This is a genomic window from Pseudomonas sp. Teo4 (assembly GCF_034387475.1).
In the GTDB taxonomy this organism is placed as follows: domain Bacteria; phylum Pseudomonadota; class Gammaproteobacteria; order Pseudomonadales; family Pseudomonadaceae; genus Aquipseudomonas.
Window position 1 is genome coordinate 215,137 of record NZ_JAXCIL010000001.1, and the last position, 22,573, is coordinate 237,709.

The window sequence follows — 22,573 nt, forward strand, 5'->3', positions numbered from 1 at the left end:
GCAGATGAGCCACCTGCGCTCCTATGGTAGAGTGGCGGCCTTTTTCCGAAGGGGCGTTTACTGTGTGGGAATTGGTCAAGTCCGGTGGTTGGATGATGCTGCCGATCATTCTGAGCTCCATCGCCGCCATGGCTATCGTCGTCGAGCGCCTGTGGACCCTGCGCGCCAGCCGTGTCACCCCGCCGCACCTGCTGGGCCAGGTGTGGATGTGGATCAAGGACAAGCAGCTCACCAGTGACAAACTCAAGGCCCTGCGCGCTGACTCGCCGCTGGGTGAAATCCTCGCCGCAGGCCTGGCCAACTCTCCGCCATGGCCGTGAAATCATGAAAGAGTGCATCGAGGAAGCCGCTTCGCGCGTCATCCACGAGCTGGAGCGCTACATCAGCACCCTCGGCACCATCGCCGCCATGGCGCCGCTGCTCGGCCTGCTGGGCACCGTGCTGGGTATGATCGACATCTTCAGCGCCTTCATGGGTTCGCAGATGACCGCCAACGCCGCCGTGCTGGCCGGTGGTATCTCCAAGGCCCTGGTCACCACCGCCGCCGGCCTGATGGTCGGTATCCCGGCCGTGTTCTTCCACCGGTTCCTGCTGCGCCGCATCGATGAGCTGGTGGTGGGCATGGAGCAGGAGGCGATCAAGCTGGTGGAAGTGATCCAGGGCGACCGCGAAGTGGAAGTGGCTGGAGGCAAGGCGTGAAGTTCCGGCGCAACCGCCAGCGGGAGAACGTCGACATCAACCTCGCGTCGCTGATCGACGTGGTGTTCGTGTTGCTGCTGTTCTTCGTGGTCACCACCACCTTCACCCGCGAAACCCAGCTGCGGGTCGAGCTGCCCGAGGCCGCCAGTGCCGAACAGCCGCCAGCCGACCAGGACAAACTGGTGGAAATCACCATCAGCGCCGATGGCGTTTATTCGGTGAACAACCACCTGCTGCCCAAGAGCGACCTGGCTACCCTGACCGAGGCCATCGAGCGCGAGTCCGGTGGTGACACCACGCTGCCGCTGGCCATCAGCGCCGACGGCAAGACCCGCACCAGGCCGTGGTCACTGCAATGGATGCCGCCGGCAAGCTCGGTTTCAGCCACCTGCGCATGACCACCGTCGAGGCCGCCCAGGGGACCCCTTGATGGCCTTTGCCGACCGCCTGCTCGCCGCGTGGTACGCCGGGCACCCGGCCCTGGCCCTGCTGCGCCCGCTTGAAGCCTTGTACCGGCGGGTGGTGGTGCGCAAGCGTGCGCGTTTTCTGAATGGTGAAAGCCCCAGCTACCGCGCACCCGTGCCAGTGATCGTGGTGGGCAATATCACCGTGGGTGGCACCGGCAAGACGCCGATGATCCTGTGGTTGATCGAGCACTGCCGCCAGCGTGGGCTCAAGGTTGGCGTGGTCAGCCGTGGTTACGGTGCCAAGCCGCCCCAGTTGCCTTGGCGTGTCAGGGCCGAGCACAGTGCCGAACAGGCAGGTGATGAGCCTTTGCTGATCGTCCAGCGCACCGGCGTGCCGCTGATGATCGACCCCGACCGTTCCCGCGCTGTCAAGGCATTGCTGGCCAGCGAACCGCTGGACCTGATTCTGTGCGACGACGGCATGCAGCACTATCGCCTGGCGCGTGACCTGGAGCTGGTGCTGATCGACGCCGCCCGTGGCCTGGGCAATGGCCGCTGCCTGCCCGCCGGGCCGCTGCGCGAGCCGGCCGAGCGTCTGCTGGCAGCCGATGCAGTGCTGTTCAACGGTGCCAGCGCCGACCGCGACAAAGGTTTTGCCTTCAGCCTGCAGCCTTCTGCACTGGTCAACCTGCGTAGCGGCGAGCGCCGTGGGCTGGAGCATTTCCCTGCCGGCCAGGCCCTGCATGCCGTGGCGGGCATCGGCAACCCCCAACGTTTCTTCAACACCCTGCTGGGGCTAAACTGGCAGCCGGTGCCGCATCCCTTCGCCGACCACGCGCAGTTCAGCGCTGAAAGCCTGGCCTTCAGCCCGCCGTTGCCGTTGGTCATGACCGAAAAAGATGCGGTCAAATGCCGGGCCTTCGCAGCCGACGACTGGTGGTACCTCACCGTCGAGGCGCAGCCCTCGCCAGCGTTCATCGGCTGGTTCGATGGCCAACTGCAGCGCTTGCTGCCCAAGCCCTGAGCCCTTATTCAATTTCCGGCCATCTGGCCTCAAGGACGCTTCCCATGGACACCAAACTGCTCGACATCCTGGCCTGCCCGATCACCAAGGCCCGCTCAAGCTCAGCGCCGACAAGACCGAGCTGATCAGCAAGGGCGCCGGCCTGGCCTACCCGATCCGCGATGGCATCCCGGTGATGCTGGAAAGCGAAGCGCGCACCCTGACCGACGACGAGCGTCTGGACAAATGAGCCTGAACTTCACCGTGGTGATTCCTGCCCGCCTGCGCTCCACGCGCCTGCCGGGCAAGCCCTTGCTGCTGATTGCCGGCAAGCCGATGATCCAGCATGTCTGGGAACAGGCGCGCAAGAGCGGTGCCAGCCGTGTGGTGATCGCCACCGATGACGCCAGCATCGTCGACGCCTGCCAGGCGTTCGGCGCTGAAGTGCTGATGACCCGTGCCGACCATGAGTCCGGCACCGACCGCCTGGCCGAAGTGGCTGCCCACCTGGGCCTGCCTGCCGATGCCATCGTGGTCAACGTGCAGGGCGACGAGCCGCTGATTCCGCCGGTGATCATCGACCAGGTGGCCGCCAACCTGGCGGCTCACCCGGAAGCAGGTATCGCCACCCTGGCTGAAGCGATCCATGAGCCGCAGGCGGTGTTCAACCCCAACGCGGTCAAGGTCGTCAGCGACAAGAACGGCCTGGCCCTGACGTTCAGCCGTGCGCCGCTGCCCTGGGCCCGTGATGCCTTCGCCAAGGACCGCGATCAACTGCCGGAGGGCGTACCGTACCGCCGCCATATCGGCATGTACGCCTACCGCGTGGGCTTCCTCCAGGACTTCGTCAGCTGGGGCCCGTGCTGGCTCGAACAGACTGAGGCGCTGGAGCAGCTGCGCGCCCTGTGGCATGGCGTGCGTATTCACGTTGAGGATGCGATCGAAGCGCCAGCGGTGGGTGTCGATACCCCTGAAGACCTGGAGCGCGTCCGGCGCTTGCTGGAGGCCTGATGCGCGTCCTGTTCGTCTGCCTGGGCAACATTTGCCGCTCGCCGACCGCCGAAGGGGTGCTGCGCCATCAGCTGCAGGCTGCCGGCTTGGCCGACCAGGTGCAGGTGGCATCGGCCGGCACCGCTGAATGGCATGTCGGCAAGGCCCCTGACAGCCGCACCTGCAAGGCCGCCCTGGCGCGTGGTTACGACCTGTCGCGCCAGCGTGCCCAGCAGGTCAAACCGGCGCACTTCGCCGAGTACGACCTGATTCTGGCCATGGATGAAAGCAACCTGAGCCACCTGCGCGCCATGCGCCGCATACGGCAAAAGGCGAGCTTGACCTGTTCCTGCGTCGCTACGACGGCGAGTTGGACGAAGTGCCGGACCCTTATTACGGCGGTGCTGACGGGTTCGAGCGTGTGCTGGACCTGATCGAAGCGGCATGCCGCGGGCTGGTCGTGGAAATCAAGGGGCGGTTATGACGGCGAACTGGCAAGAGCAGGTATCGCTCAAGGCCTTCAACACCTTCGGCATCGACGTGAAGGCCCGGTATTTTGCCCAGGCGCACAGCGATGCTGAAGTGCATGCAGCATTGGCCGAAGCGCAGCAGCGTGACGTGCCGGTGTTCGTGCTGGGCGGCGGCAGTAATCTGCTGCTGACCCGTGATATCGACGCACTGGTGCTGCACATGGCCAGCCGTGGCCAGCGAGTGTTGCTGGATGATGGCAATCGTGTGGTGGTCGAAGCTGAAGCCGGCGAGCCTTGGCACCCGTTCGTGCAGTGGACATTGGCGGAGGGCTTCTGTGGTCTTGAGAACCTCAGCCTCATTCCCGGTACCGTGGGCGCGGCGCCGATGCAGAACGTGGGTGCCTATGGCGTCGAGATCAAGGATGTATTCGCCGGGTTGACCGCGCTGGACCGGGAAACCGGCGAGGTGCGGGATTTCGCCTTGGAAGAATGCGCCTTTGGCTACCGCGACAGCGTATTCAAGCGCAACCCGGGCCGCTGGTTGATCTTGCGCGTACGCTTTGCCTTGAGTCGCTCGTTGCAGGCTCACCTGGATTACGGCCCGGTGCGCCAGCGCTTGTCCGAGCAGGGTATCGAACAGCCGACGGCGCAGGCGATCAGCGATGCCATCTGCAGCATTCGCCGCGAGAAGCTGCCAGACCCGGCCGAGCTGGGTAATGCCGGGAGCTTCTTCAAGAACCCGGTGGTGCCGGCGGTGGTGGCTGAGCGTATTCGCGCGCGGTATCCGAATGTCGTGGCTTATCCCCAGGCGGATGGCCAGGTCAAGCTCGCGGCAGGCTGGTTGATCGAGCAGGCGGGCTGGAAAGGCTACCGTGATGGAGATGCCGGGGTGCATCGGTTGCAGGCGCTGGTGCTGGTCAACTATGGCCAGGCGAGCGGGGCGCAACTGCATGAACTGGCGCGCCGGATTCAGGCGGATATCCACGAGCGGTTCGGGGTTGAGCTGGAGATGGAGCCCAACCTTTACTGAGGGCTTCCAGGCTTGAGTTTTGAGGTGGTGCGCAAATCGCGCGCCCCGCGCGCGCATCGCGAGCAAGGCTCGCTCCTACGTTTGTTTACGGCCAATAACGCCTGTGACGGGCGCGCGCGACCGCCTTGTTTGTTCGACTCGATATCGCGCCTTGCGCCAAAGCGTTCGCGCGCATTTCCCACAGGTATAACTGGCCCGAAACAAACGTAGGAGCGAGCCTTGCTCGCGATGCGCCGCGCGGGCGGCGCGCGATTCCATAGGCGCTGCACATCTCCCGACAGTCAGCCAAGAAAAAGCCCCGCCAGTTCGCACTGGCGGGGCTTTTTCATTCACGCGATGGCATCAACCGTGGTGCGGTTTCTGCTCGTCAGCGGTTTCCAGCGCTGGCTCTTCAGCCGACACTGCCGCTTCCTGCGCAGCCTTGGCCGCAGCTTCGGCTTCGAGGCGGCGGCGACGCACTTCACGTGGGTCGTTAGGTGCACGGCCGTTTGGCAGCATCACGGTAGCCGCAGTGGCTTCGACCGCAGCTGGCTCGCTAGCCTCAGTTGCTGGCGCTGCCGCCACTTCGGGCTGGGCTTCAACGGCTGGGGCCTCGACCACTGGCTCGACAACCGGGGCCGCTTCAACAACCACTGGAGCCTGCTCGGCTTCAACGGCTGGTGCTTCAACGACCGGCGCTTGAGCAGCCACTTCGACAGGTGCTTCGACTACCGCCGCAGGTGCTTCTTCCACGGCAGGCTGTGGTGCGACTTCCACCACTGGCTCGACGCTGGCTTCGACCGGGGCGGCTGGCTCGCTGACCGGCTGCTCGACCACAGGGGCGATCGACACTTCTTCCGCCTGGGCGCTGACTTCAACCTGCTCGACAACCTGGGCGGCTTCGACGGTTTCAGTGGCTACGACTTCAGCGGTAGCGCGTTCGGCTTGCTGGTTGGCCTCGGCTTCGGCAGTGGCGCTGATGTTGCTGGTAGCGACTGTAGCGGTGACGGCCAGGCCGGCAGCCAGTTCGGCACCCAGCTCAGTGGCCTGGTGCTGTTGTGGCTGCTCTTCGCTGCCTTCTTCTTCGCCGTCGATCAGCTCACCGTTGGCATTGCGCTGACGCTCGCGACGGTTGCTGCGACGACGCTGACCGCGCGAACGGCGGCGTGGGCGCTCGCCATCTGCACCTTCCAGCTCGTCCTGCAGTTGCTCTTCGTTCGGCAGTTGCTCTTCGGCAAGCTCCGCAGTCTGCTCGGTGGCCTCTTCGGCTGCGCGTGGCTGGCGTTCTTCACGCGGTGGGCGCGGGGCGCGCTCTTCGCGAGGAGCACGCTCTTCGCGTGGGGCACGTTCTTCGCGTGGGGCACGTTCTTCGCGTGGTGCGCGCTCTTCACGAGGAGCGCGCTCTTCGCGTGGGGCACGTTCTTCACGAGGAGCACGTTCTTCGCGTGGTGCGCGTTCTTCGCGAGGTGCACGTTCTTCACGCGGGGCGCGCTCTTCGCGAGGTGCACGCTCTTCACGTGCAGCCGAAGCGGTAGGGGTGGCATCCAGCGGTTCGCGCAGCTCGCGTACACGCTCTTCACGGTTGGCGCGGCGATCTTCGCGTGGCTGGCGTGGTTGGCGCTCTTCGCGTGGGGCGCGTTCTTCGCGTGTGCACGTTCCTCACGTGGCTGGCGCTCTTCACGCGGGCGCGCTCGGCACGCTCTTCGCGCGGCTTGCGCTCGTCTTCACGACGGCCGTTACGGTTGCGGCTCTGCTGGCGACCGTTGCGACGCTCCTCGTTGCGTTGAGGGCGCTCGGCAGCTGGCTTCTCGGCGGTGACAGCCGGGGCGGCGACAGGCTCGTCCTTGCCGGCGAACAGGCTGACCAGCGACTTCACCAGGCCTTTGAACAGGCTTGGCTCCGGTGCGCTTGGCGCCGGGGCAGGGGCAGGCGCTGCGACAGGCTGCTCTTCAGTGCTCGGTACCGGTGCGTTGGCGCGGGCCGGGGCGGTCTTGACCGCGGCTTCCTGGCGAACCAGGGTGCGGGTGGCGGTCGGCTGCGGCGCTTCTTCGGTTTCGGAGGCGGCGATTTCGTAGCTGGACTGGGTGCTCAGCACGTCCGGGTTGTCGTCGCGCAGGCGCTGGACTTCGAAGTGCGGCGTTTCCAGATGATCGTTCGGCAGAATGATGATGCGCGCACGGGTACGCAGTTCGATCTTGGTGATCGAGTTGCGTTTCTCGTTGAGCAGGAAGGCGGCGACCGGGATCGGCACCTGGGCGCGAACCTCGGCGGTACGGTCCTTCAGGGCTTCTTCTTCGATCAGGCGCAGAATCGCCAGCGACAGCGACTCGACGTCACGGATGATGCCAGTGCCGGAGCAGCGCGGGCAGACGATGCCGCTGCTTTCGCCCAGCGATGGACGCAGGCGCTGACGGGACATTTCCAGCAGGCCGAAGCGCGAGATGCGGCCAACCTGAACGCGGGCGCGGTCGGCTTCGAGGCACTCACGCACGCGCTCTTCGACGGCGCGCTGGTTCTTGGCCGGGGTCATGTCGATGAAGTCGATGACGATCAGGCCGCCGATGTCACGCAGACGCAGTTGGCGGGCGATTTCCTCAGCCGCTTCCAGGTTGGTCTGCAGGGCGGTTTCCTCGATGTCGCTGCCTTTGGTGGCGCGCGCCGAGTTGATGTCGATGGAGACCAGGGCTTCGGTCGGGTCGATCACGATCGAACCGCCGGACGGCAGGTCGACGACGCGCTGGAAGGCGGTCTCGATCTGGCTTTCGATCTGGAAGCGGTTGAACAGCGGAACGCTGTCTTCGTACAGCTTGACCTTGCTGGCGTACTGCGGCATCACCTGGCGGATGAAGGTCAGGGCTTCTTCCTGGGCGTCGATGCTGTCGATCAGCACTTCGCCGATGTCCTGGCGCAGGTAGTCGCGGATGGCGCGGATGATGACGTTGCTTTCCTGGTAGATCAGGAAAGGCGCGACGCGGTCCTGGGACGCTTCCTTGATGGCGGTCCACAGCTGCAGCAGGTAGTCGAGGTCCCACTGCATTTCTTCGCTGCTGCGGCCAAGGCCTGCAGTGCGAACGATCAGGCCCATGTCGCCGGGAACGGTAAGGCCGTTCAGGGCTTCGCGCAGTTCGTTGCGCTCTTCGCCTTCGATGCGACGGGAGATGCCGCCAGCGCGTGGGTTGTTGGGCATCAGCACCAGGTAACGGCCAGCCAGGCTGATGAAGGTGGTCAGGGCGGCGCCTTTGTTGCCGCGCTCTTCCTTCTCGACCTGGACGATGACTTCCTGGCCTTCGCTCAGGACTTCCTTGATGTTGACGCGGCCTTCAGGGGCTTTCTTGAAGTATTCGCGGGAGATTTCTTTCAGCGGCAGGAAGCCGTGACGTTCGGAGCCGAAGTCGACGAAGGCGGCTTCGAGGCTGGGCTCGATTCGGGTGATCTTGCCTTTGTAGATGTTGGCCTTTTTCTGCTCGCGAGCCCCGGACTCGATGTCCAGGTCGTAGAGACGTTGGCCGTCCACCAGGGCTACACGCAACTCTTCGGGTTGAGTCGCGTTAATCAGCATTCTTTTCATGTTGTACCGTCGGTTTCCGGGCTGCCGGAAACGGCGTTCGGCACACACGACTTCTCAATGGTCGGTGCCAAGGTGCGCAAAGGGTGGCGGGGCCACCCCGTGTCTGGCGACGTTCGGCACCAGCCGGTTGCCCAGCCTGCCGTTGTCGCGACGACGCGTCCTGTTTGCTGCGGTGTCATGAAGCCTGTGGTATCCGAATCAACCAAGCAGGCCTCGTGCACTCAGTCAGGAGGAGGAATCAACCTTCAGCCGTGGACGCCCGGGGGCATCTGTTCAGGACCTTATCCGCTCGCCGGCCATTCAGTGGGCCGGTGGCCGGACGCGGTGCTACACGGTCCGAGGGCTGTGCATCTCCACCCTGCACGTATCCCTGATAATTCGGGTGCTGCCGCGCGCTGAATCCGCAACGGGTTGCATTTTTCGCCAGCGCATCTACTGGGCTGGCGCCATTCATGTCCGAGGCAGGTATTTCCGAAGCATTCGCCAAACGTTGCGTGGAAGCGACGGGCGGGCAGAGGTGCAGCGAAAAGAATCGGGTAAGTAGGTGAAACACCGCACTTGTCGTTTTTTTCGGTCTTTCTACACAGCGCTGGTGGCGATTCCAGGCAATTCGGTAAACTGGCGAAAACCCCGTCGGACGGCCTCGCGTCCTCGAGAATTGCGTTGGTCAGGGCCGGCGAAGAGCCTGGTGCCGCTGGCCTGCCGCTTTTGGCGGCGTTCGCGACTATAGCAGTAATGATTAAGTGCTTCAATTCCATAAAAAATTGTTATGATCCCGCCATGACGACCAATACCCCTCCGACTTCCGGCGTTCAGCTGATCGAAGTCGCGCCGGAGCTTGCCGGCCAACGCATCGACAATTTCCTCATCACAGCCCTCAAGGGCGTGCCCAAGACGCTTGTCTACCGCATCCTGCGCAAGGGTGAAGTGCGGGTGAACAAGGGCCGGGTCAAGCCTGAGTACAAGATACAGGCCGGTGACATCGTACGGGTGCCGCCTGTCCGTCTGCCCGAGCGCGACGAGCCGGCGCCGGTGGCCCAGGGCCTGTTGCAGCGCCTTGAGGCGGCCATCGTCTACGAAGACAAGGCGCTGATCGTGATGAACAAGCCCGCCGGCATCGCCGTGCATGGCGGCAGCGGCCTGAGTTTCGGTGTGATCGAGGCGCTGCGTCAGCTGCGCCCGGACGCCAAGGAACTTGAGCTGGTGCACCGCCTGGACCGCGACACCTCTGGCCTGCTGATGATTGCCAAGAAGCGCAGCATGTTGCGCCACCTGCACGCCGCATTGCGCGGCGACGGCGTGGACAAGCGCTACATGGCCTTGGTGCGTGGGCATTGGCCGACCTCGAAGAAACAGGTGAATGCGCCGCTGCAGAAGAAACAACCTGCGCTCTGGTGAGCGCATGGTCGAAGTGGACGAAGAGGGCAAGGAGGCGCTGACCCTGTTCCGCGTTCTGCGCCGCTTCGGTGAGTTCGCCACCATCGTCGAGGCGCGTCCGATCACCGGGCGCACCCATCAGATTCGAGTGCACACCTTGCATGCTGGCCACATGATTGCCGGTGACAGCAAGTACGGTGACGAAGACTTCTCCCGTGAGATTCGCGAGCTGGGTGGCAAGCGTCTGTTCCTGCATGCCTATGCCCTGACCGTGCCGCTGCCGGATGGCGGAGAGCTCAAGCTCGAAGCGCCGGTGGACGAAATGTGGGCGAAAACCATTGAACGCTTGAGTGCGACCTGACCTATGCGACGTAGCTATGAGCTGTTGATCTTCGATTGGGATGGCACTCTGGCCGACTCCATTGGCCGTATCGTCCACTCCATGAACGCCGCTGCCGAGCGCGCCGGCGAGTCGTCGAGCAGTGACGAGGCTGTGAAGGGATCATCGGCCTGGCGCTCGATGAGGCGATCTCCACGCTCTATCCGCATCTGGATCGCGTGCAGGTCGAACGCTTCCGTCAGCATTACGCCGATATCTATGTGGCGCTCGACCAGCAGCCATCACCGCTGTTCGAGGGGGTGCTGGAGTCGCTGGAGGCATTTCGTGCCGAAGGCTACCGCCTGGCGGTGGACGGGTAAGGCTCGTCGCGGTCTGGACAGGGTGCTCAAGGCCAATGGTTGGGAGCATTTCTTCGATATTACCCGCGCAGCCGACGAGTCGCGTGGCAAGCCGCACCCGCTGATGCTCGAGCAGATTCTCGGCCACTGCGGTGTTGATGCCGGGCGTGCGCTGATGGTGGGGGATTCGGCATTCGACCTGCAAATGGCCAGTAATGCCGGCATGCATTCGGTTGCGGTGAGCTATGGCGCCATGTCGCTGCAGGCGCTGGCCGAGTTTGGCCCGCAAGTGTGCATCGATCATTTTTCTCAGTTGCGCGAGTGGCTGGCTGGTTCCGCGCAGTTTCAATTCCAAGGTAGGTGAGCATGGCTGACGAATGGAAGGCGCCCGAGCCTGAGAGTGACGGCGAAGAGCGCAAGAGCTGGAAGCTGTTGGAGAAAACCCTGCTGGCAGGTGTCCAGGAGCAGCGTCGAGCGCGGCGCTGGGGATTTTCTTCAAGCTGCTGACCTTCCTTTATCTGTTCGGCATCCTGTTCCTGTTCACGCCGATGATGGATATGGAAAAGGCGGCTTCCCGTAGCGCCAGTCATACCGCGCTGGTTGACGTGCGCGGGGTGATTGCCGACCAGGAGGCGGCCAGTGCCGACAACATCGTCAAGAGTCTGCGTGAGGCGTTCAAGGACGCCAAGACCAAGGCGGTGGTGATGCGCATCAACAGCCCGGGTGGCAGCCCGGTGCAGGCGGGTTATGTGTATGACGAGATTCGCCGTTTGCGCGGTGAGTATCCGGGCATCAAGCTTTATGCGGTGATTACCGATCTTGGGGCTTCAGGTGCCTACTACATTGCCAGCGCGGCTGACGAGATCTATGCCGACAAGGCCAGCTTGGTGGGCTCTATCGGTGTAACGGCGGCGGGCTACGGCTTCGTTGGCTCGATGGAGAAGCTGGGGGTCGAGCGTCGTACCTACACGGCGGGTGAGCACAAGGCCTTCCTGGACCCGTTCTCGCCGAGAAGCCTGAGGAAAGGGCGTTCTGGCAGGGTGTGCTGAATACCACGCATCAGCAGTTCATCGCGATGGTCAAGCAAGGTCGCGGCGATCGTTTGAAAGACAAGGAACACCCGGAGTTGTTCAGTGGCCTGATCTGGTCGGGCGAGCAGGCCAAGGCGCTGGGGCTGGTGGATGGATTGGGCAGTGCCAGCTATGTGGCGCGAGAGATTGTAGGCGAGAAAGAGCTGGTGGATTTCACCGTGCAGGATTCGCCTTTCGACCGTTTCTCCAAGCGCATTGGTGCCAGTGTGGCTGAGCACCTGGCGATGTGGATGGGGTTCAGGGGCCTCAGTTGCGTTGAGTCATCGTCGTGCGTTTTGCGTTGGTATTGAGGTCGAGCGCCGCCCGCGCGGCGCATCGCGAGCAAGGCTCGCTCCTACGTTTGTTTACGGCCAATAACGCCTGTGGCGGGCGCGCGCGACCGCCTTGTTTGCACGACGCGATATCAAACCATGCTCCAAAGCGTTCGCGCGCATATCTCACAGGAATAACTGGCCCGAAACAAACGTAGGAGCGAGCCTTGCTCGCGATGCGCCGCGCGGGCGGCGCTCGATCTCGCAGCCGCTAAAGATGCCAAGCCGGGTTAAGGAATCACCACACCCTCTGCGGTCAACATATCCACCAGTCGGATCAACGGCAGCCCAATCAGGCTGGTCGCATCGCACCCATGGGTGCTCTTGAACAGGCTCACGCCCAACCCCTCCGCCTTGAAGCTGCCCGCGCAGTCGAGCGGCTGTTCCGCTTCCACGTAGCGCTCCACGCGCTCCCGATCCAGTTCTCGCATCGTCACCGTAAACGGCACGCAATCGACCTGGTATTGCCCTGTGGCGCTGTTCAGTAGCGCCAGGCCGGTCAGGAAGGTTACTTGCTGTCCGCTGGCCTCCAGCAGTTGTGTGCATGCCCGTTCAAAGGTGTGGGGCTTGCCGAGGATCTGCTCGCCGAGCACTGCCACTTGATCGGAACCGATAATCAGATGGTTCGGGTGGCTGCTCGCCAGTGCCTGTGCTTTCTGTCGAGCAAGGCGGCGAACCAGCTCGGTGGCGGGCTCGTCATCCAGCCTGCGCTCGTCTATGTCGGGGCTTGCCCAGGTGAAGGGCAGGCGCAGGCGCTCAAGCAGTTCGCGCCGATAGGGAGAGCTGGAAGCCAGTAACAAGGGCAGCATGATAGACTCTGGTCGTTTGAACCGAATTCTAACATGCGAGATGCCGCCGAATTTCCTTTGACAGGGGCGGGGGCATCCCAGAATGCTGCGCCTATGTTGAATGACCCGATTCCACCTCACGTTGACCCGCGCAAATTAGCCGATCGTGGCGTAACCATTACCGGTTCGCTGCAACTCGCTGATTTGGAAAGACTCTGCGACCCGCTTTCCGACGATGTCGGTACGGTGCAGGCGAAGTTCGATTTTGAACGAGATGAACAGCACGTTGTGGTTATCCACAGCGAACTGGATGTCGAAGTCAAAATGGTTTGCCGCGTTGTCTTGAGCTGGTCACCCTGCCGATCCATAGCGAATGTACATACGCTGTGGTGAAGGAGGGTGCGAATACCCAGTCGTTGCCGAAAGGCTATGACGTGCTGGAACTGGGCGAAGATCCTTTGGATCTGCAGGCACTGGTCGAGGAGGAGCTTTTGCTTGCCTTGCCAATCGTGCCTGCTCATCATCCGGAAGAATGCCAGCAGCCGGCGGGCGCAGACGAGCCCGAATCGAGCAAGGACGAGGTATCGCGGTCCAACCCGTTCAGTGTTTTGGCGCAGTTAAAGCGTGACCCAAACGTTTAGGAGTTAATCAATTATGGCTGTTCAGCAGAACAAAAAATCCCGCTCTGCCCGTGACATGCGCCGTTCCCACGACGCCCTGTCGGAAAACGCGCTGTCGGTAGAGAAAACCACCGGTGAAGTACACCTGCGTCACCACGTATCGCCAGAAGGCGTATACCGTGGTCGCAAAGTGATCGACAAGGGCGCTGACGAGTAATCCTTGTCCGCTCAGATCATCGCGATCGACGCAATGGGCGGGGACTTCGGTCCCCGCAGCATTGTCCAGGCAAGCATTGCCTGCCTTTCGGCTACCCCCTCGCTACACCTGACCCTCGTCGGTCAACCCTCCCTCCTTGAAGAGCTTGTCAGCGGCCTGTCGGCTGCGGATCGCGCGCGCCTGCAAATCGTTGCGGCCAGTGAGGTGATCGGCATGGACGAGCGGCCTTCCCAGGCGTTAAGGGGCAAGCCGGATTCGTCGATGCGCATCGCCCTCGAATTGGTGCGAGACGGCAAGGCCCAGGCCTGCGTGAGCGCTGGCAACACCGGGGCGCTGATGGCGTTGTCGCGCTTCGTGCTCAAGACTTTGCCCGGCATCGATCGGCCAGCCATGGTAGCGGCTATTCCTACCCAGACGGGCTATTGCCAGTTGCTCGACCTTGGGGCCAATGTCGACTGCAGTGCCGAGAACCTCTACCAGTTCGCCGTGATGGGTTCGGTGGCGGCTCAAGCCTTGGGCATTCATCGCCCTCGCGTGGCGCTGCTCAATATCGGCACCGAAGACATCAAGGGCAACCAGCAGGTCAAGCTGGCAGCCACGTTGCTGCAGAACGCCCGGGGCCTGAACTATGTCGGTTTCGTCGAGGGTGACGGCCTGTACCGTGGTGAGGCGGATGTCGTGGTGTGCGACGGTTTTGTCGGCAATATCCTGCTCAAGTCCAGCGAAGGCCTGGCGACCATGATCGGTGCACGCATCGAGAAGCTGTTCAAGGGTGGCGTGTTGTCTCGTGCTGCCGGGGCGATGGCCATGCCGTTGCTCAAGCGCTTGCAGGCCGACCTGGCGCCGGCGCGGCATAATGGGGCAAGCTTCCTGGGGTTGCAGGGCATTGTCATCAAGAGCCATGGTTCTGCCGGTGTGCAGGGGTTCCAGAGCGCGATTCAGCGTGCGCTGATCGAAATTCAGGAAAACCTCCCGCAGCGGCTGCATGGTCGGCTTGAAGATCTGTTGCCTTAGGCATTTCGCCGATGAAGTGCTTAAATGTGACCGCTTGGTCCGCGTCTCCATCCAAGTTTTCAGATTCCGCGTCTGGCCCAAGGCCTGGCGCACCCTATCCGACGACAAGATCATAAGGGCTTGTTCAATGTCTGCATCCCTCGCATTCGTCTTTCCCGGTCAAGGTTCCCAGTCGCTGGGCATGCTTGCCGAGCTCGGCGCCGAGAAGCCGGTGATCATCGAGACCTTCAAAAGGCCTCGGAGGCTCTGGGTTACGACCTGTGGAAACTGGTCCAGGAAGGCCCGGAAGAACAACTCAACCAGACTGACAAAACCCAGCCGGCCATCCTTACCGCCTCCATCGCCCTGTGGCGTCTGTGGCTGGAAGAGGGCGGTGCACGTCCGGCCTTCGTCTCCGGCCATAGCCTGGGCGAGTACAGCGCGCTGGTCGCCGCTGGCAGCCTGAGCCTCAAGGACGCCGTGCGTCTGGTCGAGCGCCGTGGTCAGCTGATGCAGGAGGCTGTACCGGCCGGTCACGGCGCCATGGCCGCGATTCTGGGGCTGGATGACGCCGTAGTGGTGGAAATCTGCGCCGAAGCCGCAGAAGACCAGGTGGTCAGCGCGGTGAACTTCAACTCGCCAGGTCAGGTGGTCATCGCCGGTAACAAGGCGGCGGTGGACCGTGCCATCGAGCTGTGCAAGGCCAAAGGTGCCAAGCGCGCACTGCCTCTGGCGGTCAGCGTGCCATCGCACTGCGCCCTGATGAAGCCGGCTGCCGAGCGTTTCGCCGAGTCGGTCAGCGCCATCGAATGGAAGGCCCCGCAGATTCCGGTCGTGCAGAACGTTACTGCCGCCGTCGCTGCCGACCTCGATGCGCTCAAGCATGACCTGCTGGCGCAGCTGTACCAGCCTGTGCGTTGGGTCGAGTGCGTGCAGACCCTGGCGGCGAATGGCGCCGTCAACCTGGTCGAGTGCGGCCCAGGCAAGGTCCTGGCAGGCCTGAACAAGCGTTGCGCCGATGGCGTGACCACTTACAACCTCAATACCCCTGACGCCGTCGCCGCCACCCGTGCGGCGCTGGCCTGAATTTGGAGAAGCTTGCATGAGCCTGCAAGGTAAAGTCGCACTGGTCACCGGCGCCAGCCGTGGTATCGGCCAGGCCATCGCCCTCGAGCTGGGCCGCCAGGGCGCTATCGTGATCGGTACCGCCACTTCGGCCTCCGGTGCCGAGCGCATCGCCGAAACCCTCAAGGAACACGGCATTGCCGGTACCGGCATGGAACTGAACGTGACCAGCGCCGAGTCCGTGGATGCGGTGCTGAGCGCCATTGGCCAGCAGTTCGGCGCACCGGCCATTCTGGTCAACAACGCCGGCATTACCCGCGACAACCTCATGCTGCGCATGAAGGATGACGAATGGTTCGATGTGATCGACACCAACCTCAACAGCCTCTACCGTCTGTCCAAGGGCGTGCTGCGTGGCATGACCAAGGCGCGCTGGGGTCGTATCATCAGCATCGGTTCGGTCGTCGGTGCAATGGGTAACGCCGGTCAGGCCAACTACGCTGCCGCCAAGGCGGGTCTGGAAGGCTTCAGCCGCGCCCTGGCCCGTGAAGTGGGTTCGCGTGGCATCACCGTCAACTCGGTGACCCCAGGCTTCATCGACACTGACATGACTCGCGAGCTGCCTGAAGCGCAGCGCGAGGCCCTGCAGAAGGAAATTCCGCTGGGTCGTCTGGGTCAGGCCGAGGAAATCGCCAAGGTGGTTTCCTTCCTGGCATCCGACGGCGCAGCCTATGTCACCGGTGCTACCGTGCCGGTGAATGGCGGGATGTACATGTAAACTGCAACTCAATGTGACGGATTGCGTAAAAAAAGAGTCATACTCCCAGCCTAAAATCCGTTATAAAGCTGCAACCAGATTCCAGGCAGAGGGTTGGGCGAGTCATACGAAGGTGTGTTCCGCTTGAAAAGCGAACGTCTTTCTATAAACTTGTTCACCGGCCAGCTGCCTGACATATGTCCATTAGGAGTGAAAACTAGTATGAGCACCATCGAAGAACGCGTCAAGAAAATCGTCGCCGAGCAACTGGGCGTCAAGGAAGAAGAAGTGACTGTCGAGAAGTCCTTCGTCGATGACCTGGGTGCCGATTCGCTTGACACCGTTGAGCTGGTGATGGCTCTGGAAGAGGAATTCGAGACCGAAATCCCTGACGAAGAAGCCGAGAAGATCACTACCGTTCAAGCTGCTATCGACTACGTCAAAAACCACCAGGCTTAAGACGTTGTAGTCGACGCTTCTTGTCGAGAAGAACCGCACTGCCTTTGCCGGCGTGCGGTTTTTTCTTTGCGAGGGCCACGCGTCGTTCCACGGGCATCGAGAGCTTGTTGCCATTTCATTCCGTTGCCTTGAATGCAATGGCAAGAAACTCTGTTATTAGAAAAGGAGAGTACTGTGTCGCGTAGACGCGTCGTGGTCACTGGTATGGGTATGCTGTCGCCACTGGGTACCGATGTACCGAGCACCTGGCAGGGCATTCTGGCTGGCCGCAGTGGCATTGGTCCGATCGAACACACGGACCTGTCTGCCTACTCCACCCGTTTTGGCGGCTCGGTGAAGGGCTTTGAGGTCGAGCAGTACCTGTCGGCCAAAGAGGCTCGCAAACTTGACCTGTTCATCCAGTACGGCCTGGCGGCCGGTTTCCAGGCGGTGCGTAACGCCGGTCTGGAAGTGACCGATGCCAACCGCGAACGCATCGGCGTGGCCATGGGTTCGGGGATCGGTGGTCTGACCAACATCGAAGAAACCAGCCGCACCTTGCACGAGCAAGGCCGCGCCGTATTTCGCCGTTCTTCGTGCCGGGTTCGATCATCAACATGATCTCTGGTTTCCTGTCGATCCACCTGGGTCTGCAAGGGCCGAACTACGCCATTGCCACGGCCTGTACCACCGGTACCCACTGCATCGGCATGGCTGCGCGCAACATTGCCTACGGCGAAGCCGATGTAATGATTGCCGGCGGCGCCGAAATGGCGGCCTGCGGCCTGGGTATGGGCGGCTTTGGTGCCTCCCGCGCACTGTCGACGCGCAATGACGAGCCGACCCGTGCTAGCCGTCCGTGGGACAAAGGCCGCGATGGCTTCGTGCTGTCCGACGGTGCCGGTGCCCTGGTGCTCGAAGAGCTGGAACACGCCAAGGCCCGTGGCGCCACGATCTACGCCGAGCTGGTTGGTTTTGGCATGAGCGGTGATGCCTACCACATGACCTCGCCACCTGATTCCGGTGAAGGTGCTGCCCGCTGCATGGCCAATGCCCTGCGCGATGCCGGTATCCAGCCTGAAGACGTCAGCTACATCAACGCACACGGCACTTCGACCCCAGCGGGCGACGTCGCCGAGGTGGCGGCGATCAAGCGCGTGTTCGGCGAGCATGCCTACAAGCTGGCGGTGAGCTCGACCAAGTCGATGACCGGTCACCTGCTGGGCGCTGCTGGCGCGGTGGAGGCGATCTTCAGCGTACTGGCCATCAACAGCCAGATGGCGCCGCCGACCATCAACCTGGATGAGCCGGACGAAGGCTGCGACCTCGACTTCGTGCCCCACGAGGCGCGCAGCATGAATATCGACGTGGTACTGTCCAACTCCTTCGGCTTTGGCGGCACCAACGGTTCGCTGGTGTTCCGCCGGTTCGCCGGTTGATGCACAGCTGGATCGACGGCCAGCCCGCAACTGCGGTCAACCTGCAGAATCGCGGCCTGGCCTACGGTGATGGCCTGTTCGAGACCATTGCTGTGCGCGGTGGCCGGCCCAGCTTGCTGGAGGGCCACCTGGCCCGCCTGGCGCTGGGTTGCCAGCGTCTGCGGATCGACGCCGACCTGGCGCTGATCCGCGATGAAATCCTGCGTTATGCCAGCCAGCTCGGCGACGGCGTCGCCAAGCTCATCCTCACCCGTGGCGACAGCCAGCGTGGCTATGCCCCGGTTGCCGGTGCCGCGCCCCGGCGCATCCTCCAGGGAAGCCCGCTGCCCAGCTACCCTGAACAGCATGCCGAACTTGGCGTGCGGCTGTTCGAGTGCCAGACCCGGCTGGGGAACAACCGCTGCTGGCTGGCCTCAAACACCTCAATCGCCTGGAGCAGGTGCTGGCCCGCGCCGAATGGCAAGACAGCGAGCATGCCGAAGGCCTGATGCGCGATGGGCAGGGCAGGGTGGTCGAAGGGGTATACAGCAATCTGTTCCTGGTGCGTGATGGCACGCTGCTTACGGCTGACCTGAGCCGCTGCGGCGTAGCCGGCGTGATGCGTGGTGCTCTGCTCGAGCAGGCCCAGGCGTTGGCCATCCCGGTGCAGGTGCGTGACCTGGCGTTCGACGAGCTGCAGCAGGCGGACGAAGTGTTTGTCTGCAACAGTGTCTATGGTGTCTGGCCAGTGTGCGGTATTCCCGCGTTGAACCTTAACTGGTCGCCGGGGCCACTCACCCGTAAACTGCAGGCCGTTGCCCGTACGTTACTGGAAACTTGAATTCGTGAGACGCAAATTCCTGCTGCTGCTGGAAATGGGGTTGATCCTGGCCGGCCTGGCACTGGGCTGGTCGGCCTGGAAGGTCAACTCGGTGCTGGAGCAGCCGCTGCAAGTGGCGAAGAGCGCTTGCTCGATGTGCCCAATGGCACCACCCCGAATCGCATGTTCTACCGCATGCAGAACGAGGGCTTGCTTGACGATGCCCTGTGGCTGCGTCTGTACTGGCGCTTCAACATGGCCGGTACGCCGCTGCACACCGGCGAGTATCGCCTGACCCTGGCATGACGGTTGGTGAGTTGTTCGATGCCTGGCGCCGCGCTGATGTGGTGCAGTACAACCTGACCCTGGTCGAGGGTTGGACCTTCCGCCAGGTGCGTTCGGCTGTGGCCAAGCATGAGAAGATCAAGCACACCCTGGACGGGCTGTCTGACTCGGAAGTGATGGACAAGCTTGGCCACACCGGCGTGTTCCCCGAAGGCCGTTTCTTCCCTGACACCTACCGCTTCGTGCGGGGCATGAGTGACGTTGAGCTGTTGCAGCAGGCTTATATGCGTCTGGAAGAAGTGCTGGCCAAAGAGTGGGCAGAGCGCACCACCGACCTGCCTTACCGTGACCCTTACCAGGCGCTGATCATGGCCTCGCTGGTGGAGAAGGAAACCGGCATTCCCCAGGAACGCGGGCAGATTGCCGGGGTGTTCGTGCGCCGTATGCGCCTGGGCATGATGCTGCAAACCGACCCCACGGTGATCTACGGCATGGGCGAGCGTTACAACGGCAAGATCACCCGTGCCGATCTGCGCGAGCCGACGCCCTACAACACCTACACCATGACCGGCCTGCCGCCGACGCCGATCGCCATGGTCGGGCGCGAAGCGATCCATGCCGCGCTCAACCCGTCCGATGGCTCCAGCCTGTATTTCGTGGCTCGCGGCGACGGCAGCCATGTGTTCTCCGACGATCTGGACGACCACAACTCGGCCGTGCGCGAGTTCCAGCTCAAACGCCGTGCCGACTACCGCTCCAGCCCAGCACCGCAAGGCCAGCCTGAGGCGAGCGAGACGGCGCCAGCAGCGGAAGATCAGCCCGAGTCCGACGCAGGCCAGTCGCCCGAGCAGGCGCCGTCTGCCGAAAGCGAACCGGCCCCGGCCGATGTGCCAACGCCCGACGAACAACATTAAGGACTGCCTGTGAGCGGCTTGTTTATTACCCTTGAAGGCCCCGAAGGCGCGGGCAAGAGCACCAATCGCGACTACCTGGCAGCGCGTCTGCGCGAGCAAGGGCTGGACGTGGTACTGACCCGTGAGCCTGGCGGTACGCCGCTGGCCGAGCGAGTGCGTGAATTGCTGTTGGCGCCCAGCGATGAAGTGATGGCCGCCGACACCGAGCTGCTGCTGGTGTTCGCCGCACGTGCCCAGCATCTGGCCGAAGTGATTCGTCCTGCCCTGGCCCGCGGTGCGGTGGTTCTGTGCGACCGCTTTACGGATGCCACCTACGCCTATCAGGGCGGCGGTCGAGGTTTGTCCGTCGAGCGTATCGCTCAGCTGGAACAGTTCGTCCAGGGTGACCTGCGCCCCGATCTTACCCTGGTGTTCGACCTGCCGGTGGAAGTCGGGTTGGCCCGGCTGCCGCACGCGGTCGCTTGGACCGCTTCGAGCAGGAAGGCCAGGCCTTCTTCGAGGCCGTACGCCAGGCCTACCTGCAGCGTGCCCAGCGCGAGCCGCAGCGCTACAACCTGCTGGACGCCGCGCAATCGCTGGAGGCCGTGCAGCGCGCCATCGATGCGTTGCTGCCAGGCATTCTGGAGCGTTGCCGTGGCTGAGGCCTACCCTGGCAGCAGGCGATCTGGCAACAGTTGGCCGGTCGCAGCCAGCACGCCCACGCTTACCTGCTGCACGGGCCGCAAGGTATCGGCAAGCGGGCACTGGCCGAGCGCCTGATGGCTCGCCTGCTGTGTCAGCAGCCTCAAGGGTTGGATGCCTGTGATCAGTGCAAGTCCTGCTTGTTGCTCAAAGCCGGTAGACCCAGACAATTTCGTGCTGGAGCCGGAAGAGGCCGACAAGCCGATCAAGGTCGACCAGGTGCGCGAGCTGGTAGCTTTTGTGGTGCAGACCGCACAACTGGGTGGGCGCAAGGTGGTGCTGATCGAGCCGGTCGAGGCGATGAACATCAATGCCTCCAACGCCCTGCTCAAAAGCCTCGAAGAGCCTTCGGGCGACACCGTACTGCTGCTGGTCAGCCACCAGCCAAGCCGATTGTTGCCTACTATCAAGAGCCGTTGCCAGCAAGTGGCCTGCCCGCAACCGAGCCTGGCCCAGAGCCAGGCGTGGTTGGCTTCGGCACTGGCGGAAAGCGATGAGGCCGAGCGTGACGAGTTGTTGACCCTGGCTGCCGGCTCGCCCTTGATGGCGGTCAGCCTGCAGGCCCAAGGCGTGCGCGAGCAGCGTGCGCTGGTCACCGACGGGGTGAAGAAGCTGCTCAAGCAACAGCAGTCACCCAGTCAGCTGGCCGAGGCCTGGAGCAGTGTGCCGCTGCTGCTGCTGTTCGACTGGTTCTGCGATTGGTCGCATCTGGTTCTGCGCTACCAATTGACTCAGGACGAGGAGGGGTTAGGCTTGGCCGATATGCGCAAGGTGCTTCAGTACCTGGCCCAGAAAAGTCGGCAGGCCAAGGTCCTCGAGGTCCAGGCGTGGATCCTCGAGCAGCGCCAGAAGGTGCTGGGCAAAGCCAATCTGAATCGCGTCCTGTTGCTGGAAGCCTTGCTGGCCCATTGGCAGCAACTGCCGGTTTCCCGCTGACTTTCCACGTTTCCCATGTGTGCCTTTATCCCATGCTTGTAGATTCCCATTGCCACCTCGACCGTCTTGACCTCAGTGCCCATCAGGGCTCCTCGATGCCGCGCTGCAGGCGGCCCGCGAGCGTGGGGTCGGGCATTTTCTGTGCATTGGTGTCAGTGCCGAGAATGCCGGGGCGGTCAAGGCCCTGAGCGAGCAGTATGCCGATGTCGACTGCTCGGTAGGGGTCATCCGCTTGATCTGGCACCGGGCGAAACCCTGCGCTGGAGTGGTTAATCCGTGAGCTGGCCCACCCCCACGTGGTGGCCATTGGCGAAACGGGGCTGGATTACCACTACGAGCCGCAAGCCGCTGAATTGCAGCAGGCGTCGTTCCGCCTGCACCTGGAAGCCTCGCGCCAGACCGGCAAGCCGGTGATCGTGCACACCCGTGCGGCACGCGCCGACACCTTGGCGCTGCTGCGCGAAGCCAGCCTGCCGCAGGCTGGAGTGCTGCATTGCTTCACTGAAGACTGGGACATGGCCAAGGCGGCGCTGGATCTGGGCTACTACATCTCGTTGTCCGGAATCGTGACCTTCCGTAATGCCGATGCCCTGCGCGAAGTGGCCCGACAGGTGCCGGTCGACCGTTTGCTGGTAGAGACCGATTCGCCGTACCTGGCGCCGATCCCGCACCGGGGCAAGCCCAACTTGCCGCAATACGTGCGCGAGGTGGCCGAGTATGTGGCGTCGCTGCGTGGCGTAAGCTTCGAGCAGTTGGCTGAACAGACCACCGCCAACTTCAAGCGCTTGTTCCCGTTGGCTCGGGTCGCCTGAGCCGTCCGATCCGGTCCCCTGGGGGAAGGTCGGCAAACAGGCAAAAAAACCCGGGTTCTGGGGGAATCCGGGTTAAGACCATTAGGAGTAAAACAAAGGTACGCGGTCCCTGAGCACCTTTATCGGCGCGCCACTTGGGGGGGATGCGCCGCGCCAACACTTCAAGTATTGGTCAGGTTTGGCGCAGTGCCAGTGTCTGTTGGTCGTTTTTTAAACAGATTTGGAA

Annotated in this window: 8 protein-coding genes and 16 pseudogenes; 22 read left to right on the plus strand and 2 right to left on the minus strand. The window is 63.0% G+C overall.

The features are described 5' to 3' along the window. The first annotated feature begins 62 nt into the window (after positions 1 to 62). From PspTeo4_RS01200 to murB, 7 genes and pseudogenes are all read left to right on the plus strand, one after another. Positions 63 to 699: pseudogene (locus PspTeo4_RS01200) on the plus strand (MotA/TolQ/ExbB proton channel family protein). Next, positions 696 to 1,129, plus strand: a pseudogene (locus PspTeo4_RS01205) (ExbD/TolR family protein). The pseudogenes PspTeo4_RS01200 and PspTeo4_RS01205 overlap by 4 nt, the downstream one beginning before the upstream one ends. Further along, complete coding sequence (gene lpxK, locus PspTeo4_RS01210; RefSeq protein ID WP_322361965.1) at positions 1,129 to 2,130, plus strand: tetraacyldisaccharide 4'-kinase; 1,002 nt, start codon at positions 1,129 to 1,131, stop codon at positions 2,128 to 2,130. The pseudogene PspTeo4_RS01205 and the gene lpxK overlap by 1 nt, the downstream one beginning before the upstream one ends. A 44-nt stretch (positions 2,131 to 2,174) precedes the next feature. Next, positions 2,175 to 2,359 (plus strand): annotated as a pseudogene (locus PspTeo4_RS01215) (Trm112 family protein). Further along, positions 2,356 to 3,120, plus strand: a complete 765-nt coding sequence (gene kdsB, locus PspTeo4_RS01220; RefSeq protein ID WP_322361966.1) for a 3-deoxy-manno-octulosonate cytidylyltransferase — start codon at positions 2,356 to 2,358, stop codon at positions 3,118 to 3,120. Before PspTeo4_RS01215 ends, kdsB begins: the two are co-directional and overlap by 4 nt. After that, positions 3,120 to 3,583, plus strand: a pseudogene (locus PspTeo4_RS01225) (low molecular weight protein-tyrosine-phosphatase). Before kdsB ends, PspTeo4_RS01225 begins: the two are co-directional and overlap by 1 nt. Further along, positions 3,580 to 4,599, plus strand: coding sequence for a UDP-N-acetylmuramate dehydrogenase (gene murB / locus PspTeo4_RS01230; RefSeq protein ID WP_322361967.1), 1,020 nt, complete (start codon positions 3,580 to 3,582; stop codon positions 4,597 to 4,599). Before PspTeo4_RS01225 ends, murB begins: the two are co-directional and overlap by 4 nt. 342 nt (positions 4,600 to 4,941) lie before the next feature. Here the strand turns inward: murB and rne are convergent. Beyond that, positions 4,942 to 8,146, minus strand: a pseudogene (gene rne, locus PspTeo4_RS01245) (ribonuclease E). A 780-nt stretch (positions 8,147 to 8,926) separates the two neighbouring features. Here rne and rluC point away from each other — a divergent pair. From rluC to PspTeo4_RS01260, 3 pseudogenes are all read left to right on the plus strand, one after another. After that, positions 8,927 to 9,884, plus strand: a pseudogene (rluC, locus tag PspTeo4_RS01250) (23S rRNA pseudouridine(955/2504/2580) synthase RluC). 3 nt (positions 9,885 to 9,887) lie between these two features. Further along, a pseudogene (locus tag PspTeo4_RS01255) lies at positions 9,888 to 10,565 on the plus strand (HAD family hydrolase). A gap of 2 nt (positions 10,566 to 10,567) precedes the next feature. Then, positions 10,568 to 11,582 (plus strand): annotated as a pseudogene (locus PspTeo4_RS01260) (S49 family peptidase). Positions 11,583 to 11,833: 251 nt separating this feature from the next. Here the strand turns inward: PspTeo4_RS01260 and PspTeo4_RS01265 are convergent. After that, on the minus strand, positions 11,834 to 12,412 hold the full coding sequence (locus PspTeo4_RS01265) for a nucleoside triphosphate pyrophosphatase (protein ID WP_322361969.1): 579 nt from the start codon (positions 12,410 to 12,412) through the stop codon (positions 11,834 to 11,836). 93 nt (positions 12,413 to 12,505) lie between these two features. On the opposite strand from PspTeo4_RS01265, the pseudogene PspTeo4_RS01270 reads away from it, so the two are divergent. The 12 genes and pseudogenes from PspTeo4_RS01270 (at position 12,506) to PspTeo4_RS01325 (ending at position 22,347) form a co-directional block, all read left to right on the plus strand. After that, positions 12,506 to 13,032 (plus strand): annotated as a pseudogene (locus PspTeo4_RS01270) (YceD family protein). 13 nt (positions 13,033 to 13,045) lie between these two features. Beyond that, the gene (gene rpmF / locus PspTeo4_RS01275; RefSeq protein WP_010223221.1) at positions 13,046 to 13,228 is read left to right on the plus strand and encodes a 50S ribosomal protein L32; all 183 of its coding nucleotides are present in this window, start codon (positions 13,046 to 13,048) and stop codon (positions 13,226 to 13,228) included. 3 nt (positions 13,229 to 13,231) lie between these two features. Next, positions 13,232 to 14,242 carry a phosphate acyltransferase PlsX gene (plsX, locus tag PspTeo4_RS01280; RefSeq protein WP_322361970.1) on the plus strand — a complete coding sequence of 337 codons (1,011 nt, stop codon included), beginning with the start codon at positions 13,232 to 13,234 and terminating at the stop codon, positions 14,240 to 14,242. Between the two features lie 127 nt (positions 14,243 to 14,369). Further along, a pseudogene (gene fabD, locus PspTeo4_RS01285) lies at positions 14,370 to 15,307 on the plus strand (ACP S-malonyltransferase). A gap of 16 nt (positions 15,308 to 15,323) precedes the next feature. Next, on the plus strand, positions 15,324 to 16,064 hold the full coding sequence (fabG, locus tag PspTeo4_RS01290) for a 3-oxoacyl-ACP reductase FabG (RefSeq protein WP_322361971.1): 741 nt from the start codon (positions 15,324 to 15,326) through the stop codon (positions 16,062 to 16,064). 201 nt (positions 16,065 to 16,265) lie between these two features. Next, a complete protein-coding gene (acpP, locus tag PspTeo4_RS01295; RefSeq protein WP_060513099.1) occupies positions 16,266 to 16,502 on the plus strand; it encodes an acyl carrier protein in 237 nt (78 codons plus the stop codon). Positions 16,503 to 16,676: 174 nt separating this feature from the next. Further along, a pseudogene (fabF, locus tag PspTeo4_RS01300) lies at positions 16,677 to 17,920 on the plus strand (beta-ketoacyl-ACP synthase II). Beyond that, positions 17,920 to 18,740: pseudogene (gene pabC / locus PspTeo4_RS01305) on the plus strand (aminodeoxychorismate lyase). Before fabF ends, pabC begins: the two co-directional pseudogenes overlap by 1 nt. Before the next feature lie 4 nt (positions 18,741 to 18,744). Continuing rightward, positions 18,745 to 19,918: pseudogene (mltG, locus tag PspTeo4_RS01310) on the plus strand (endolytic transglycosylase MltG). Positions 19,919 to 19,927: 9 nt separating this feature from the next. After that, a pseudogene (gene tmk, locus PspTeo4_RS01315) lies at positions 19,928 to 20,559 on the plus strand (dTMP kinase). A gap of 21 nt (positions 20,560 to 20,580) precedes the next feature. Then, positions 20,581 to 21,535 (plus strand): annotated as a pseudogene (locus tag PspTeo4_RS01320) (DNA polymerase III subunit delta'). Positions 21,536 to 21,567: 32 nt separating this feature from the next. Continuing rightward, positions 21,568 to 22,347: pseudogene (locus PspTeo4_RS01325) on the plus strand (TatD family hydrolase). Positions 22,348 to 22,573 lie beyond the last annotated feature (226 nt).

Bases quoted from the DNA above. Each gene is read 5' to 3' on its own strand.
- kdsB (WP_322361966.1), top strand. From the start codon at position 2,356: ATGAGCCTGAACTTCACCGTGGTGATTCCTGCCCGCCTGCGCTCCACG.
- murB (WP_322361967.1), top strand. From the start codon at position 3,580: ATGACGGCGAACTGGCAAGAGCAGGTATCGCTCAAGGCCTTCAACACC.
- acpP (WP_060513099.1), top strand. From the start codon at position 16,266: ATGAGCACCATCGAAGAACGCGTCAAGAAAATCGTCGCCGAGCAACTG.
- rpmF (WP_010223221.1), top strand. From the start codon at position 13,046: ATGGCTGTTCAGCAGAACAAAAAATCCCGCTCTGCCCGTGACATGCGC.
- PspTeo4_RS01265 (WP_322361969.1), bottom strand. From the start codon at position 12,412: ATGCTGCCCTTGTTACTGGCTTCCAGCTCTCCCTATCGGCGCGAACTG.
- fabG (WP_322361971.1), top strand. From the start codon at position 15,324: ATGAGCCTGCAAGGTAAAGTCGCACTGGTCACCGGCGCCAGCCGTGGT.
- lpxK (WP_322361965.1), top strand. From the start codon at position 1,129: ATGGCCTTTGCCGACCGCCTGCTCGCCGCGTGGTACGCCGGGCACCCG.